This is a genomic window from Hoeflea sp. BAL378 (assembly GCF_000759435.1).
GTDB lineage: Bacteria > Pseudomonadota > Alphaproteobacteria > Rhizobiales > Rhizobiaceae > Hoeflea.
This window is the reverse complement of sequence record NZ_JRJG01000001.1, coordinates 87,691-103,262: the sequence shown is the minus strand read 5'-3', so window position 1 is coordinate 103,262 and position 15,572 is coordinate 87,691. Positions and strand designations below refer to the sequence as shown.

Below are 15,572 nucleotides of genomic sequence, written 5' to 3'. Positions count from 1 at the left end.
GCCGGTGCCCCGGGTCAGCGCTGGTCGTCTTCCATCTGCGGCGCGGGACCCGTTCGGCCGGACCTGATCCACTCGACCTTGCCGTGGAGAAAGGTCAGGGCTGCATCCAGCGCCGCTTTGCGGTGCTGCAACCTTTCGATCTGCAACTGGAGAACTTCAAGTGTCCGTTCCGGGGAGTGCGCGCCCGCGCGGTACTCGTCGTTGAGAGCCCGGATCTCTCCCAACGTATAGCCGAGGGTCTGCTGAAGCCGGATCATCCGCGCGACGGTCACCTCTTCGGGCGTGAACAACTGAAACGGATTCGAGCCGCCCTTGAGGCCGCGGTCAGGCTTGAGCAGACCCTTGGCGATATAGAACCGGATCGTGTCGACCGGGAGTCCCGTCGCCTTTGCAAATTCCGAAATGAGCATTTTAAACCCTTTACCATGGAGTACACTCCACACTTATAGACGGTGCTTGTCGAAATGTGGAGACCCAACATGACAAGCGAAAACAAATCCCTGCCCCAGGTTCAACTCGGCCAGGATGGCCCCATGATCGGCGCCCAGGGCCTGGGCTGCATGGGCATGAGCGAATTCTACGGAGAAACCGACCAGGCCGAGTCACGATTGACGCTCGAGCGCGCGCTCGACCTCGGCGTTACCCTGTTTGACACCGCCGACATGTACGGCGTCGGCGCCAACGAGGAGTTTCTGGCGCCCTTCGTTGCGGCCAACCGCGACCGTGTGACGATCGCGACGAAATTCGGCTTCCGCCGGACGCCGGAAAGCCCCGACGACTGGAGCATTGACAATCGTCCGGAGTTCATCCGGGCGGCCATCGACCGGTCGCTCCAGCGCCTCGGCGTCGATGTCATCGACCTCTATTACATGCATCGCCGGAGCGACAGCGTGCCGCTCGAAGACTCCATCGGCGCCATGGCCGATCTGGTCAAAGCGGGCAAGGTGAAGTGGCTTGGCCTGTCCGCCGTCAGCGCGGCAGAGCTGCGCGCCGCGCATGCCGTTCATCCGATCGCGGCGCTGCAGTCGGAATGGTCGATCTTCACCCGCGATATCGAAGACGACGTGGTCCCCGCCGCGGCCGAACTCGGGGTGACGGTGGTTCCCTACTCACCGCTCGGGCGCGGCATGCTGACCGGCCGGGCCTTCGCGACAACGCTCACCGACACCGACGCGCGCCAAAATTTCCCGCGGTTCTCGGCCGAGAACCGGGCAGCCAACATGCGGCTGGTGGCACGGATCGAGGAGATCGCCGCGGCGCGCGGCGTTTCGGCGGCGCAGATCGCGCTGGCCTGGCTCTATGCCCAGAGCCGCAGGCTCAAGGTGAAAACCGTGCCGATACCGGGAACGCGGAAGCGCAGCCGTCTCATGGAAAACGTCGCGGCGGCCTCCATCCTGCTCACCGAGCCGGAGATGGAGGCGCTGGCGCCGCTTGCCTCCGCAGTCCGGGGGATCACCGTCTAGGGGAGCTCGCGCCCGGCGTCGCCGGTGGCGGCGCCGCACGCCTTGCGAAGGGCGGCGGCCGGCTCGGCCAGCCGTCCCGCCCCCTCACTCCATCTCGACGACCTTGCCATCCACCAGCGTCACCCGCCGATCCATCAGGCTCGCGAGATCGTGGTTGTGGGTGGCGATCACCGCCGACAGGCCCGACTGGCGCACGAGTGCGTCGAGCGCTTCGAACACGTAGCCGGCGGTTTCGGGGTCGAGGTTGCCGGTGGGTTCGTCGGCAAGCAGGATCAGCGGCGCGTTGGCGACCGCGCGGGCGATCGCCACGCGCTGCTGTTCGCCGCCCGAGAGTTCCGACGGCCGGTGCTCGGCGCGGTGGCCGATGCGCATGTAGTCGAGCAGTTGCGCCGCGCGTTCCTTGGCGTCGGCCTTGTTGAGGCCGGTGATGAGCTGCGGCATCATGATGTTCTCGAGCGCCGAGAACTCGGGCAGCAGATGATGGAACTGGTAGACGAAGCCGATCTCGGAGCGGCGGATCGCGGTGCGGCGGTCGTCGGAGAGCTGGCCGCAATTCTCGCCGTCGACGATCACGTCGCCCTCGTCGGGGCGCTCGAGCAGGCCCGCCAAGTGCAGCAGCGTCGACTTGCCGGTGCCCGAAGGCGCCACCAGCGCCACGGTCTCGCCCGCCTGGAGGGTGAAATTGGCGCCGTCGAGGATCGAGATCTGGTTCTCGCCCTGGACGAAATGCCGGCCGACATTGACCAGTTGCAGCACCGGCTGCCCGCTTCTGCCTGCCGGATCACTCATAGCGCAGCGCCTGCACCGGATCGAGTTTCGAGGCCCGCCAGGAGGGGATCAGCGTGGCGATGAAGGACAGCACCAGCGCCACCACGACGACGACGATGGTCTCGCCCGAATCCATGTCGGCCGGGAGCTGGCTCAGGAAATAGAGCTCCGGGTTGAACAGCGTCGTCCCCGAGATCCAGGAGAAGAACTGGCGGATGCTCTCGACATTGAGGCACACCACGACGCCGAGCAGGAAACCGGCGATGGTGCCGGTCACCCCGATCGCCGCCCCGGTCATGAAGAAGATCCGCATCACCGCGCCCGAGGTGGCCCCCATGGTCCTGAGGATGGCGATGTCGTGGCCCTTGTCCTTGACCAGCATGATCAGCCCCGAAATGATGTTGAGCGCCGCCACCAGGATGATCAGCGTCAGGATCATGAACATCACGTTGCGCTCCACCTGCAGCGCCGAGAAGAAGGTCTGGTTGCGCTGCCGCCAGTCGGTGATGAAGATCTGCCGTTCCGCCGCCGCCTCGATCTTCGGCCGCATCGCGTCGATGTCGTCGGGATCATCGACGAAGATCTCGATCGACTGCACCAGGCCTTCGGCGTTGAAATAGAGCTGCGCCTCGGTGAGCGGCATGTAGATGATCGACGAATCATATTCCGACATGCCGACCTCGAAGATCGCCGACACCGGATAGGCCTTGACCCGGGGCGTCATGCCGAAGGGCGTCACGTCGCCTTCCGGCGCCACCAGCGTGATCAGGTCGCCGGCGGAGAGCCCCAGCGATTGCGCCATGCGCGAGCCGATCGCCACACCCTCGCCCGCGAGGAACCCCACCATGTCGCCCGAGCGGATGTTGTCGGAAACGATTTTCATCGCCTGCAGGTCCTCGGCGCGGATGCCGCGCACGAGCGCGCCCGTGCCGGCCCCGCCGACACCCGAGGCCAGCGTCTGGCCCTCGACCAGAGGGATCGCCATCTTCACGCCCTCGACGCCCTTGAAGCGGGTCGCCAGCGCATCGTAATCGTCGAGCGGCCGGTCGATCGGCTGCACCACGACATGGCCGTTGATGCCGAGGATGCGGGTGATCAGCTCGCCGCGGAACCCGTTCATCACCGCCATGACGATGATCAGCGTGGCGACGCCGAGCATGATGCCGACGAAGGAGAAGCCGGCGATCACCGAGATGAACGCCTCCTTGCGCCGCGCCTTCAGATAGCGCCAGGCCACCATCCGCTCGAACGCCGAGAACGGCCGCGCCGACGGCGATGCCGTGGGCGAGTCCGAGCGCTCTGGGGCTGGCGTGGCGGCGTCCGTGTCGGTCATGCAAGAATTCCCTTCAAACCGGACACTCGCCTAGCTTGCTTGCGCGAGGCGGTTGATGGCGTCGTCGATCGAGAGCGTTTCGCGTTCGCCGGTGGCGCGGACCTTGATCTCGACATTGCCTTCGGCGACCGCGCGCGGCCCGGCGATCACCTGCAGCGGCAGGCCGATCAGGTCGGCGGTGGCGAACTTCGCGCCGGCGCGCTCGTCGGTGTCGTCGTAAAGCACCTCGAGCCCGGCATTCTCGAGCGCGGTCTCGATCTTCTCGCAGGCCGCGTCGCAGGCGGCGTCGCCCGGCTTCATGTTGATGAGCCCGATGTCGAACGGCGCCACGCCCTTGGGCCAGATGATGCCGGCGTCGTCATGCGACGCCTCGATGATGGCGCCCAAGAGCCGCGACGGGCCGATGCCGTAGGAGCCCATGGAGACGAAATGCTGCTTGCCGTCGGGGCCCTGGACATAGGCGTTCATCGGCTCGGAATATTTGGTGCCGAAATGGAAGATATGGCCGACCTCGATGCCGCGGGCGGAGACGCGGGACTCCTCGCCGAGCTTGTCCCAGGCCTCGCGCGCCCAGTCTTCCTTCTCCATTATCTCGTCGGTGGCGGCGAACGGCGTCGTCCACTTGTCGACGATCGCCGCCACGGCGGCACTGTCGTCGTAGTTCATGTCGGCGCCGGGCACGGCGAAGCCTTCGAAATCGCGGTGGCAGAACACCTGGGATTCCCCGGTGTCCGCCAGCACGATGAATTCATGGGAGAGCTTGCCGCCGATCGGGCCGGTGTCGGCGCGCATCGGGATCGATTTCAGCCCGCAGCGCTCGAAGGTGCGGAGATAGGAGACGAACATCCGGTTGTAGGCCGCCTTCGAGGCCTCGTAGTCGAGATCGAAGGAATAGGCGTCCTTCATCAGGAACTCGCGGCCGCGCATCACGCCGAAGCGGGGACGGCGCTCGTCGCGGAACTTCCACTGGATGTGATAGAGATTGAGCGGCAGGTCCTTGTAGGACTTGACGTAGGAGCGGAAGATGTCGGTGACCATCTCCTCGTTGGTGGGTCCATAGAGCATGGCCCGGTCCTGCCGGTCCTTGATGCGCAGCATCTCGTCGCCATAGTCGTTGTAGCGGCCGCTTTCGATCCACAGATCGGCGGGCTGGACCGTCGGCATCAGGATCTCGATGGCGCCGGCCCGGTTCTGCTCCTCGCGGACGATGTCGCAGACCTTGTCGAGCACCCGCTTGCCGAGCGGCAGCCAGGAGTAGATCCCCGCCGACTGCTGCTTGATCATGCCGGCGCGCGCCATCAGGCGGTGCGAGACGATTTCCGCGTCCTTGGGGTTTTCCTTGAGAATCGGCAGAAAATACTTGGACAGGCGCATGGGAGTATCCGGTTTGCTCGAGCCTTGCAGGCTGAATCAGGCGAAATGAGGGACGGCGTGCCCCGCGTTCATATCCGCTTCGCCGGTCAAAGAAAACCCGTCACGGCGGCGCTCCCCGCGCGCGGATTTGACTTTGGTTCTTTTGTCTTCGGGATTGCCACAACAGCGTCATAAAACGCGTGACAAGCCGCTTTGTTTGAGCTAAATAAAGCTTACTAAAGAGGCACTTCCCACGGGATAGTGCTCATTTCGCGGTCAAAGTCTTGGGAGGATAGGATCTCAGGCGCGCTTTGTTCGCAGCCCCCGGGCAACCGGGAAACAGATCACGCGACACCTGAACAACAAGGCCATGTGCCTTGTTTTTTTTTGGCTTGAACCTGGTGCGTTGCTGGCGCGGCCGCCGCCCGGCGGGACGCTCCGGCCTGCCTCGGATAGGACCGGAACTCCCTGCGGCATTCAGCGCCCGGTCAGTCCGGCTCGCCCGCGCCCTTGCCGAGGTCTTTCTCGGCCCGGATGTCCTTGTCCATCTTCTTGAGGCTTTCCACCACGCTGCCGTCGGGCGTCTTCTTCACGCCCGCCTGCGCCTGGCGCTGGGTGTGGACATTGCCCTGGTCGTCGCCCTGCAGCGAATTGGCGCCCATCTTGTCCTGCGCGAGGTCCGCCTCGGTCGGGCGCGTCGACGTGTTCGGGCTCTTGGACATGGTGCATCTCCGTGGATCATTGCTGGTCCCGATAAAACGCGACGCATGAGCTTATGTTCCATGATGCAGGGCCCGGCGGGCACCGGCTCCGCCTTCGGCTCAGTCGGCCTTGGGCTTGAAATCGGGCGCGAGCGCGATCAGGTCGTCGAGCGAATAGCCGCCCACCACGGTGACGAGGAAATAGGCGGCGAAGACCGCCGCCGAGATCAGCGTCGTGCGCAGGAAGACCGGCCAGAAGCGGAAGTCGGCCGGCGCGCTGTGCGTGGTCCCGAGCGTCACCTCGCCCTCGTCGGCCTGGCTGCGCGCCGAGAACGGCAGCACCGTGAACAGCACCACCCACCAGATGATGAAAAAGATCGCGAACCCCGTGCCGAATCCCATGATTGCGCTCCTAGACCTGTTCGAGTTCGATCAGCGTGCCGTTGAAGTCCTTGGGATGCAGGAACAGCACCGGCTTGCCATGCGCCCCGATCTTCGGCTCGCCGTCGCCCAGCACCCGGGCGCCCGCGCCCCTGAGATGGTCGCGCGCCGCCAGGATGTCGTCGACCTCATAGCAGACATGATGCATGCCGCCCGAGGGGTTCTTGGCGAGATAGGCCGCGATCGGCGAGCCCTCGCCCAGGGGCTCGAGCAGCTCGATCTTGGTGTTGGGCACCAGGACGAAGACCACCGTCACCCCGTGCTCGGGCAGCGCCTGCGGCTCGGTCACCTCGGCGCCGAGCATGGTCCGGTACTGGGCGGTCGCCGCGGCAAGGTCCGGCACCGCGATGGCGACATGGTTCAGGCGTCCAAGCATGATCGTCCTCTTACACCTTGATGACAAAAACCGTAACGACCGGCTTCTTGCCCCAGACCTCGTTCGCCGCCGCCCGCACAGAGCGGCGGATCGCCTCGCGCACGCCGTCGGTGTCCTTGCGGCGTCCGCGCGGAATGCTTTCGACCGCTCCGAGCACTGAGTCATAGAGAATGTCTTCCATGTCGTCACCCTCGCCGTCGAATGCCGGCAGGCCGATCGCGGTCACCACCGGATCGCGCTGGAACTCGAAGCGCTGGTCGAGCACGACATTGACGGCGACGTGACCCGCGAACGACAGCTTGCGCCGCTCGGAAATGCCCATCTCGTCGAAATCGCCCAGCAGGTTGCCGTCCTTGTAGATGCGGCCGTGATGGGCTTCGCCAATCACTTCCGGCGCTCCCGGCGCAAGCCGCAGGATCGATCCGTTGCGCACCTTGGGCGTGAGCGCGATGCCGGACGCCTGCGCCAGTTCGGCCTGGGCCACCAGATGCGCGGCTTCGCCATGCACCGGCACCAGGATCTGCGGCTTGACCCATTCATACATCTGCACCAGTTCGGAGCGCCGCGGATGCCCCGAGACATGCACCAGAGCGTCCTGATCGGTAACGATCTTCACGCCCTGTTCGATCAGGCCGTTCTTGATGTCGATGATGCCCTTCTCGTTGCCGGGGATGGCGCGCGAGGAGAACACCACGGTGTCGCCGGACGCGAGCGCGACATTGCGCATCTCGTCGCGCGACAGCTTGGCGAGAGCCGCGCGCGGCTCGCCCTGGCTGCCGGTGAGGATGATCACCACCTTATCGCGCGGGATATAGCCGAATTCGTCCTCGGCCAGGAATTCGGGGATGCCGTCCATCATGCCCAAGTCCCGGGCGACATTGACCACGCGCTTGATCGAGCTGCCGAGCAGCAACACTTCGCGGCCGGCCTCGCGCGCGGCTTCCGCGATCGAACGGATGCGGCCGACATTGGACGAGAACGTGGTGATCGCCACCCGTCCCTCGGCCTTTTCGATGACCTCGCGCAGGCCGGCGCTGATTTCCTTCTCGGACGGTGAAATTCCCTCGCGCATGGCGTTGGTGGAATCGCACATCATGGCGAGGATCCCCTCCTCGCCCAGTTGCCGGAAGCGGTTCTCGTCGGTCAGCGGCCCGAGCGACGGCGTCATGTCGATCTTCCAGTCGCCGGTGTGAATGAGCTTGCCGAGCGGCGTGCCGATTGCCAGCGAGAACGGCTCGGGGATCGAGTGATTGACCGCGATCGGCTCGATCTCGAACGGACCGACGGTGAAGCGCTGCCCGGCCTTGAACAGATTGACCGGCACCTCCGCGCGGGTCCTCTCATAGGCGCGCTTGGCCTCGAGCATGCCCGCGGTGAAGGCCGAGGCATAGACCGGCACGTTGAGGTGCGGCCAGAGCTGCGCCAGGCCGCCGTAATGGTCCTCATGGGCGTGGGTGATGATGATCGCCTTGAGACTGGCCCCGAGGCTTTTCACGAAGTCGATGTCGGGAAGGACGAGATCGACCCCCGGCAGGTCCGGCCCGGGGAACGTCACGCCGCAATCGACCATGATCCAGTCGCGCTTCTTGGGCGAGCCGTAGCCGTAGAGCGCGAGGTTCATGCCGATTTCGCCGACGCCGCCAAGCGGAAGGAATGCGAGGTCATTGTCTTTGGTCATCAAGTGTCCTGTCATTGGGTCATGGCGGCGCCGCGCATTGGATCCAATGCGTCGGGGCCACCTCTTCAGTCTTCATGTCGCATGATTTTCACCTCGGACCAGACCGGGTCCAAGGTGAAAACCATGCGGCATCAGGCGAAAAACACGTCGCCGGCGGCGATAAGCTGTCTTTCTCCATCCGGCAAGGCGAGCATCAGCCTGCCGTCGCCGTCTATGCCGTCAAACAGACCATGGATCTGCCGGTCAGGCAAATTCACCGTCACCGGGCTGCCGATGCCGTGGGCGCGCGCGATCCAGGCGTCGCGGATCGCGGCAAGGCCGCGGCCCCGGTCCCATTCCGCCAGCACCCGCTCCATGCTCACCACCAGGCGCGCGAACAGGTCCTGCGGGGTGGCGGAACTGCCCTGCTCGACCAGGCAGGTCGCCGGATAGGCCCCGGCTTCGGGCCTGTGCGCGACATTGACGCCGCAGCCGATCACCACTGCCCTGCGACCGTCGCCCAGCGGCTCGGCCTCGATCAGGATGCCCGCCGTCTTGCGCCCGTCGATCAGCAGATCGTTGGGCCACTTGATCCGGAGCTGCCCCGAACCGTCCGGCAACAGCGCCGCGACCGCGTCGTGGACCGCCAGCGTCACCGCGAGCGGCAGGCTGGCCATGCCTTCCCACGGCGCCGGATCGATCAGCAGAAGTGATGCATATAGGTTGCCCGGCTCCGATATCCAAGTGCGGCCCCTGCGGCCGCGGCCGCCGGTCTGCCGCGACGCGGTGATCCACAGGCCGCCCGCATCCCCCGCCCGGGCGCGTTCCATGCACTCGACATTGGTGGAGGAGACGTCCCCCAGTTCGATGTGCCGGAAATCCGGTCCGGTCATGCGACCCGCCGCGACATCTTAGAAGAATGTCTTGGCGGCGACGTCGGCGGCCAGACCGAGCGGATTGGAGACGACGACGTAGAACAGCATGAACAGGCCGGAAATGCCGAACACCAGCTTGAGTTCGCCCGCCACCGGCACGAACGAGCCCGCAGCTTCGTCAAACCACATGATCTTGATGATCCGAAGATAATAATAGGCGCCGACCACCGAGGCCAGCACGCCAATGATGGCGAGCGCGTAGAGCTTGGCCTCGATCGCCGCCACGAAGACCATGTATTTGGCGAAGAAGCCTGCCAGCGGCGGAATGCCCGCGAGCGAAAACATCAGGATCGTCAGCATCAGCGCCATGAACGGATTGGTCGAGGACAGGCCGGCCAGATCGTCGATCTGCTCGACATTGCCGTCTTCCTTGCGGCGCATGGCGAGGATGCAGGCGAAGGTGCCGAGCGTCATCACCATGTAGATCAGCATGTAGAGGATCACGCCGCGCACGCCGGCCTGGCTGCCCGCCGCCAGGCCCACCAGCGCGAAGCCCATATGGGCGATCGACGAATAGGCCATCAGCCGCTTGATGTTCTTCTGGCCGATGGCCGCGAAGCCGCCGAGCACCATCGAGGCGATCGAGATGAAGACGATGATCTGCTGCCAGTCGAGCGTCACCGGCTCGAAGGCGACGATGACAATCCGCACGAACAGCGCCATGGCGGCAACCTTCGGCGCGGCGGAGAAGAACGCCGTCACCGGCGTCGGCGCGCCTTCGTAGACGTCGGGCGTCCACATGTGGAACGGCACGGCGGAGATCTTGAAGGCGACGCCCGCGAGCAGGAACACCAGGCCGAAGATCAGGCCCAGCGAGCGCTCGCCGCCGCCGATCGCCGCTGCGATCTCATCAAAGCCGGTATGGCCGGTATAGCCGTAGACCAGCGACATGCCGTAGAGCAGCATCCCCGACGACAGCGCGCCCAGCACGAAATATTTGAGGCCAGCTTCCGTCGAGCGAAGGCTGTCGCGGTTGATCGCCGCGATCACATAGAGCGCCAGCGACTGCAGCTCGATGCCCATGTAGAGCGCCATGATGTCATTGGCCGAGATCATCAGCATCATGCCGAGCGTCGCCAGCACGATGAGCACCGGGAACTCGAACTTGTCGATCCGCTCGGCCTTGGCATGGCCCACGGTCATGACCATCGCCGTGATCGATCCGATCAGGGTCAACACCTTCATGAAGCGGGCGAAGGGATCGGACAGGAACGCGCCGTTGAAGGCCTCGCCATTGTCGGTGACCAGCACCAGCACGAGGCCGGCCGCGATCAGCAGAGCCACCGCAAGGCCGTTGACGAGCGTCACCGACTTCTCGCCGGAAAACACGCCGACCATCAGAAGCGCCATGGCGCCAACGGCCAGCATGAGTTCGGGCACGGAAAGCTGTAGACTGGAAGTGAGTATTTCTGGCGTCATGGTCCCGCAGTCTCCGTAGCTCAGTTGACCGACAGCGCGAGATCGCGCGCTGCCTGCAGCGAAGCTGAGTAGTTGTTGATCAGCGCGTCAACCGAAGCTGCCGTCACATCAAAGATCGGCGCCGGATAGACACCGAAGAGGATTGTCAGCGCGATGAGCGGATAGAGGATCACTTTCTCGCGGTTCGACAGGTCGAGCATCGCCTTGAGGCTTTCCTTCTCCAGCGCGCCGAAGACGACCCGGCGGTAAAGCCACAGCGCATAGGCGGCCGACAGGATCACGCCGGTCGCGGCGAAGGCCGCCACCCAGGTGTTGACCTGGAACACGCCCATCAGCGTCAGGAACTCGCCGACAAAGCCCGAGGTGCCGGGCAGCCCGACATTGGCCATGGTGAAGATCATGAACGCCACCGCGTATTTGGGCATGTTGTTGACGAGCCCGCCATAGGCCGAGATCTCGCGGGTGTGCATCCGGTCGTAGACGACGCCGACGCAGAGGAACAAGGCGCCCGAGACCAGCCCGTGGCTCAGCATCTGGAAGATCGCCCCCTGCACGCCCTGCTGGTTGGCGGCGAAGATGCCCATGGTGACGAAGCCCATGTGGGCCACCGAGGAATAGGCTATCAGCTTCTTGATGTCGTCCTGCACCAGCGCCACCAGCGAGGTGTAGATGATGGCGACCACCGAGAGGGTGAAGATGAACGGCGCGAAATAGTCCGACGCCAGCGGGAACATCGGCAGGGAGAAGCGCAGGAAGCCGTAGCCGCCGAGCTTCAGCAGAATGCCCGCCAGGATGACCGAGCCTGCCGTCGGCGCTTCCACGTGCGCGTCGGGCAGCCAGGTGTGCACCGGCCACATCGGCATCTTGACCGCGAACGACATGAAGAACGCCAGCCACAGCCAGGTCTGCATCCCCGCCGGGAAATCATGCGCCAGCAGCAGGCGGATGTCGGTGGTGCCCGCGTCCCAGTACATCGCCATGATCGCCAGCAGCATCAGCACGGAGCCTGCCAGCGTGTAGAGGAAGAACTTGAAGCTCGCATAGACGCGCCGCTTGCCGCCCCACACGCCGATGATGATGAACATCGGGATCAGGCCCGCCTCGAAGAAGACGTAGAACAGCACGATGTCGAGCGCGCAGAACACGCCGATCATCAGCGTCTCGAGCACCAGGAAGGCGATCATGTATTCCCGCACGCGGGTCTGCACCGAGTTCCAGCTCGCGAGAATGCACAGCGGCATAAGGAAGGTGGTCAGGATCACGAACAGCATCGAGATGCCGTCCACGCCCATCGCATAGGAGAAGCCCGAGCCGGCGAGCTCGATGGTTTCCACCATCTGGAAGCCGGGGTCGCCCGCATCGAAATTCGCCCAGATCAGGAGCGACATGATGAAGGTCGCGGTGGTGCCGAGCAGCGCCACCTGGCGGATGTTGCGCCGTCCGATCTCGGTGTCGTCCTTGATCGGCAGCAGGAACAGCACACAGATCAGCGGTATGAAGGTGACAACTGACAAAATGGGCCAATCGGTCATCAGAATGCACTCCCGAGCATCATCCATGTGACAAGCGCTGCAATTCCGATCAGCATCACGAAGGCGTAGTGGTAAAGATAACCGGTCTGCAGCCTGACAACCCAGCCGGTGATGTCCTGGGTCCGCGCGGCGAAGCCGTTCGGGCCGTAGCCGTCGATGACCCGCACGTCACCCTGCTTCCACAGGAACCTGCCGATCCATTTCGCCGGGCGGACGAAGATGAAGTCGTAGAGCTCGTCGAAATACCACTTGTTGAGCAGGAACCGGTAGAGGATCTGGTGATCCTCGGCCAGTTGCCGGGGCGTTTCGGGCGAGCGGATGTAAAAGTACCAAGCCGTCATGAGGCCGATCAGCATGGCCATGAACGGGCTCCACTTCACCCACAGCGGCACGTGGTGGAATTCTTCGAGGATTTCGTTTTCCGGTCCGGTGAACAGCGCGCCCTTCCAGAACTGGGTGTAATGTTCGCCGAAGAAATAGCCTTCGAACAGCACGCCTGCGAACAGGGCGCCGGCGGCCAGGATGAACAGCGGCACCAGCATCACCATCGGCGATTCATGGGCATGATGCATCACGTCGGCCGATGCGCGCGGCTTGCCGTGGAAGGTCATGAAGATCAGCCGCCAGGAATAGAAGCTCGTGAACAGCGCCGCGATCACCAGCAGGCCGAAGGCAATGCCGGCCGCGGAATTGTGCGCGACATAGGCGGATTCGATGATGATGTCCTTGGAGAAGAAGCCGGCGGTGCCGATCATGGTGCCGGGAATGCCGACGCCGGTGAGCGCGATCGTGCCGATGATCATCATCCAGTAGGTCATCGGGATCTTCTTCTTGAGCCCGCCCATGCGCCGCATGTCCTGCTCGTCGGAGACGGCGTGGATCACAGAGCCCGCGCCGAGGAACAGCAGCGCCTTGAAGAAGGCGTGCGTGAACAGATGGAAGATCGCCCCGCCATAGGCGCCGATGCCGAGCGCCACGAACATGTAGCCGAGCTGCGAACAGGTCGAATAGGCGATCACCCGCTTGATGTCGTTCTGCACCAGGCCGACGGTGGCGGCGAAGAAGGCGGTGATCGCGCCGATGACGACGACGACGGTGAGCGCGTCGGGGGAGAGTTCGAACACCGGCGACATGCGCGCCACCAGGAAGACGCCCGCCGTCACCATGGTGGCGGCATGAATGAGGGCCGAGACCGGGGTCGGGCCTTCCATCGCGTCGGGAAGCCAGGTGTGCAGCAGGAACTGCGCCGACTTGCCCATCGCGCCCATGAACAGCAGCAGGCAGACGCCGGTCAGCGCATGCGCCTTGTCGAGCTCCATGCCGAACAGCCGGATCACCGCCTCGCCCGTTTCCGCGCCCTCGGCAGGAAGATAGTCGGCGGCGGCGGCGAAGATGGTCTCGAACGAAGCCGAGCCGAACAGCACGAACAGGCCGAAGATGCCGAGCAGGAAGCCGAAGTCGCCGACGCGGTTGACGATGAAGGCCTTCATCGCCGCCGCATTGGCGGACGGCTTCTTGTACCAGAAGCCGATCAGCAGGTAGGAGGCCACGCCCACGCCTTCCCAGCCGAAGAACATCTGCAAGAGATTGTCCGACGTCACCAACATCAGCATGGCGAAGGTGAAGAACGACAGATAGGCGAAGAACCGCGGCCGGTGCGGGTCATGATGCATGTAGCCGATCGAATAGACATGGACCAGGCAGGAGACGGTGTTGACCACCACCAGCATCACCGCCGTCAGCGCGTCGATTCGCAGCGCCCATTCGACATTGAACGAGCCCGACTCGATCCAGCGCATCACTGGCACGCGCACCGTCTCGCCGTCGCCGATGGCGACGGAGAAGAAGGCCACCCACGACAGCAGCGCCGCGACGATCAGGAACAGCGTCGTGACATATTCCGACGCCTTGGCGCCGATGGCGCGGCCGCCGAGGCCCGCGATCAGCGCGCCGATGAGAGGAAGAAAGACGATAGCGTGGTACATGGCTGTCTCAGCCCTTCATCATGTTGACGTCTTCCACGGCGATCGAGCCGCGGTTTCGGTAGAAGACGACGAGAATGGCGAGCCCGATCGCCGCTTCCGCCGCAGCGACCGTCAGGATCAGGAGCGCGAACACCTGGCCGACGATGTCGTTGAGATGCATCGAGAAGGCCACCATGTTGATGTTGACCGCGAGCAGGATGAGTTCGACCGACATCAGGATGACGATCACGTTCTTGCGGTTCAGGAAGATCCCGAAAATGCCGATCGTGAACAGGATCGCGCTGACCGTCAGGTAATGGGAGAGTCCGATTTCCATTCTGTTATCCTTCACATCCCTGCGTTCAAATGCCCTGCCCCGGCTTGACCTTGACCACCTCGATGGCGGTCTCCGGCGTCCGGGCGACCTGACGGGAGATGTCCTGCCGCTTGATGTTTTCGCGATGCCTGAGCGTCAGCACGATGGCCCCGATCATGGCGACCAGAAGCACGAGACCCGCGATCTGGAAGTAGAAGATGAAATCGGTATAGAGCACGTCGCCGAGCGCCTCGGTGTTGGTGCGCTCAGTCAGCGCCGGGATCGGGCTCGCGCCGCTGCCGGCGACGGCGGGATGAAACGCATTGCCCCCCAGCACCACGATCAGTTCCGCCGCCAGGATGAGCCCGACCAGGGCGCCGATCGGCGCGTATTCGAGCGCGCCGGACTTCATCTCGGCGAAGTCGACGTCGAGCATCATCACCACGAACAGGAACAAGACCGCCACGGCGCCGATGTAGACCACCAAGAGGATCATCGCCAGGAACTCGGCGCCCGTGAGCAGGAACAGCCCGGCCGCGTTGAAGAAGGTGAGGATCAGGAACAAAACCGAATGCACCGGATTGCGCGCCGCGATCACCATGAACGCGGAAGCCACTGCCACGAAGGCAAACAAATAGAAAAACAGAGCCTGCAGACCCATGATCGGCGCCTTTTCGTCTTTCCCCCGAGCAACAGGAAGCCTTGTCCCTGCCCCGATTGAGGGAGGGAGTGGTGAAACACCATCCCTTCCCCGCGTCTGATGTGGAAACGGCGCGCCCCCTACGGGTCGCCGTTCCGGTGTCTTACCTGTAGGGCGAATCGATCGCGATGTTGCGCGCGAGTTCGCGTTCCCAGCGGTCGCCATTGGCGAGCAGCCGGTCCTTGTCGTAATAGAGTTCCTCGCGCGTTTCCGTCGCGAATTCGAAGTTCGGCCCCTCGACGATGGCGTCGACCGGGCAGGCTTCCTGGCAGAAGCCGCAATAGATGCATTTGACCATGTCGATGTCGTAGCGCACCGTACGGCGCGTGCCGTCGTTGCGGCGCGGTCCGGCTTCGATCGTGATCGCCTGCGCCGGGCAGATCGCCTCGCACAGCTTGCAGGCGATGCAGCGTTCCTCGCCGTTCGGATAGCGCCGGAGCGCATGTTCGCCGCGGAAGCGCGGGCTCACCGGCCCCTTTTCGAACGGATAGTTCAGCGTCGCCTTCGGTGCGAAGAAATAGCGCATCGACATGAAGAAGGCGCTGACGAATTCCTTCAGGAACAGCGATTTTGCGGCTTGAGCCAGTGACATGGTCAGTCTCCGCGCTTGCCCG

The 15,572-nt window shown here is 64.1% G+C and carries 16 protein-coding genes; 1 reads left to right on the top strand and 15 read right to left on the bottom strand.

What is annotated here, in order from left to right; genetic code table 11:
* Positions 1 to 14: 14 nt before the first annotated feature.
* Positions 15 to 410, bottom strand: coding sequence for a MerR family transcriptional regulator (locus tag LL06_RS00505; RefSeq protein WP_035520958.1), 396 nt, complete (start codon positions 408 to 410; stop codon positions 15 to 17).
* Positions 411 to 479: 69 nt separating this feature from the next.
* Here LL06_RS00505 and LL06_RS00500 point away from each other — a divergent pair, with 69 nt between their 5' ends.
* Positions 480 to 1,463 (top strand): aldo/keto reductase, encoded by a 984-nt coding sequence (locus tag LL06_RS00500; protein WP_035520956.1) that lies wholly within the window; start codon positions 480 to 482, stop codon positions 1,461 to 1,463.
* Between the two features lie 84 nt (positions 1,464 to 1,547).
* Here the strand turns inward: LL06_RS00500 and LL06_RS00495 are convergent, their stop codons facing one another.
* The 14 genes from LL06_RS00495 to nuoI all read right to left on the bottom strand — a co-directional run bounded on the left by LL06_RS00495 (position 1,548) and on the right by nuoI (position 15,550).
* Positions 1,548 to 2,252 (bottom strand): ABC transporter ATP-binding protein, encoded by a 705-nt coding sequence (locus tag LL06_RS00495; RefSeq protein WP_035520954.1) that lies wholly within the window; start codon positions 2,250 to 2,252, stop codon positions 1,548 to 1,550.
* Entirely contained in the window at positions 2,245 to 3,564 is a 1,320-nt protein-coding gene (locus LL06_RS00490; RefSeq protein ID WP_035520952.1) for a lipoprotein-releasing ABC transporter permease subunit, read from the bottom strand. The genes LL06_RS00495 and LL06_RS00490 overlap by 8 nt, the downstream gene beginning before the upstream one ends.
* Before the next feature lie 30 nt (positions 3,565 to 3,594).
* On the bottom strand, positions 3,595 to 4,938 hold the full coding sequence (proS, locus tag LL06_RS00485; protein ID WP_035520950.1) for a proline--tRNA ligase: 1,344 nt from the start codon (positions 4,936 to 4,938) through the stop codon (positions 3,595 to 3,597).
* 467 nt (positions 4,939 to 5,405) lie between these two features.
* Positions 5,406 to 5,639, bottom strand: a complete 234-nt coding sequence (locus tag LL06_RS00480) for a hypothetical protein (protein WP_035520949.1) — start codon at positions 5,637 to 5,639, stop codon at positions 5,406 to 5,408.
* A gap of 99 nt (positions 5,640 to 5,738) precedes the next feature.
* Positions 5,739 to 6,020 (bottom strand): DUF1467 family protein, encoded by a 282-nt coding sequence (locus LL06_RS00475; protein ID WP_035520948.1) that lies wholly within the window; start codon positions 6,018 to 6,020, stop codon positions 5,739 to 5,741.
* A gap of 10 nt (positions 6,021 to 6,030) precedes the next feature.
* Complete coding sequence (mce, locus tag LL06_RS00470; RefSeq protein ID WP_035520947.1) at positions 6,031 to 6,435, bottom strand: methylmalonyl-CoA epimerase; 405 nt, start codon at positions 6,433 to 6,435, stop codon at positions 6,031 to 6,033.
* Between the two features lie 10 nt (positions 6,436 to 6,445).
* Complete coding sequence (locus tag LL06_RS00465) at positions 6,446 to 8,113, bottom strand: ribonuclease J (RefSeq protein WP_035520946.1); 1,668 nt, start codon at positions 8,111 to 8,113, stop codon at positions 6,446 to 6,448.
* 131 nt (positions 8,114 to 8,244) lie between these two features.
* Positions 8,245 to 8,985: a biotin--[acetyl-CoA-carboxylase] ligase gene (locus LL06_RS00460; protein ID WP_035520945.1), complete on the bottom strand. Its 741-nt coding sequence runs from the start codon at positions 8,983 to 8,985 to the stop codon at positions 8,245 to 8,247.
* Positions 8,986 to 9,003: 18 nt separating this feature from the next.
* Complete coding sequence (nuoN, locus tag LL06_RS00455) at positions 9,004 to 10,446, bottom strand: NADH-quinone oxidoreductase subunit NuoN (protein WP_035520944.1); 1,443 nt, start codon at positions 10,444 to 10,446, stop codon at positions 9,004 to 9,006.
* Between the two features lie 20 nt (positions 10,447 to 10,466).
* A complete protein-coding gene (locus tag LL06_RS00450) occupies positions 10,467 to 11,978 on the bottom strand; it encodes an NADH-quinone oxidoreductase subunit M (RefSeq protein ID WP_035520943.1) in 1,512 nt (503 codons plus the stop codon).
* A complete protein-coding gene (gene nuoL / locus LL06_RS00445) occupies positions 11,978 to 13,963 on the bottom strand; it encodes an NADH-quinone oxidoreductase subunit L (protein WP_035520942.1) in 1,986 nt (661 codons plus the stop codon). The genes LL06_RS00450 and nuoL overlap by 1 nt, the downstream gene beginning before the upstream one ends.
* A 7-nt stretch (positions 13,964 to 13,970) precedes the next feature.
* Entirely contained in the window at positions 13,971 to 14,279 is a 309-nt protein-coding gene (gene nuoK / locus LL06_RS00440) for an NADH-quinone oxidoreductase subunit NuoK (RefSeq protein ID WP_035520941.1), read from the bottom strand.
* A gap of 25 nt (positions 14,280 to 14,304) precedes the next feature.
* Positions 14,305 to 14,919: an NADH-quinone oxidoreductase subunit J gene (locus LL06_RS00435; RefSeq protein WP_035520940.1), complete on the bottom strand. Its 615-nt coding sequence runs from the start codon at positions 14,917 to 14,919 to the stop codon at positions 14,305 to 14,307.
* A gap of 142 nt (positions 14,920 to 15,061) precedes the next feature.
* Entirely contained in the window at positions 15,062 to 15,550 is a 489-nt protein-coding gene (gene nuoI, locus LL06_RS00430; RefSeq protein ID WP_035520939.1) for an NADH-quinone oxidoreductase subunit NuoI, read from the bottom strand.
* Between the last annotated feature and the right edge of the window lie 22 nt (positions 15,551 to 15,572).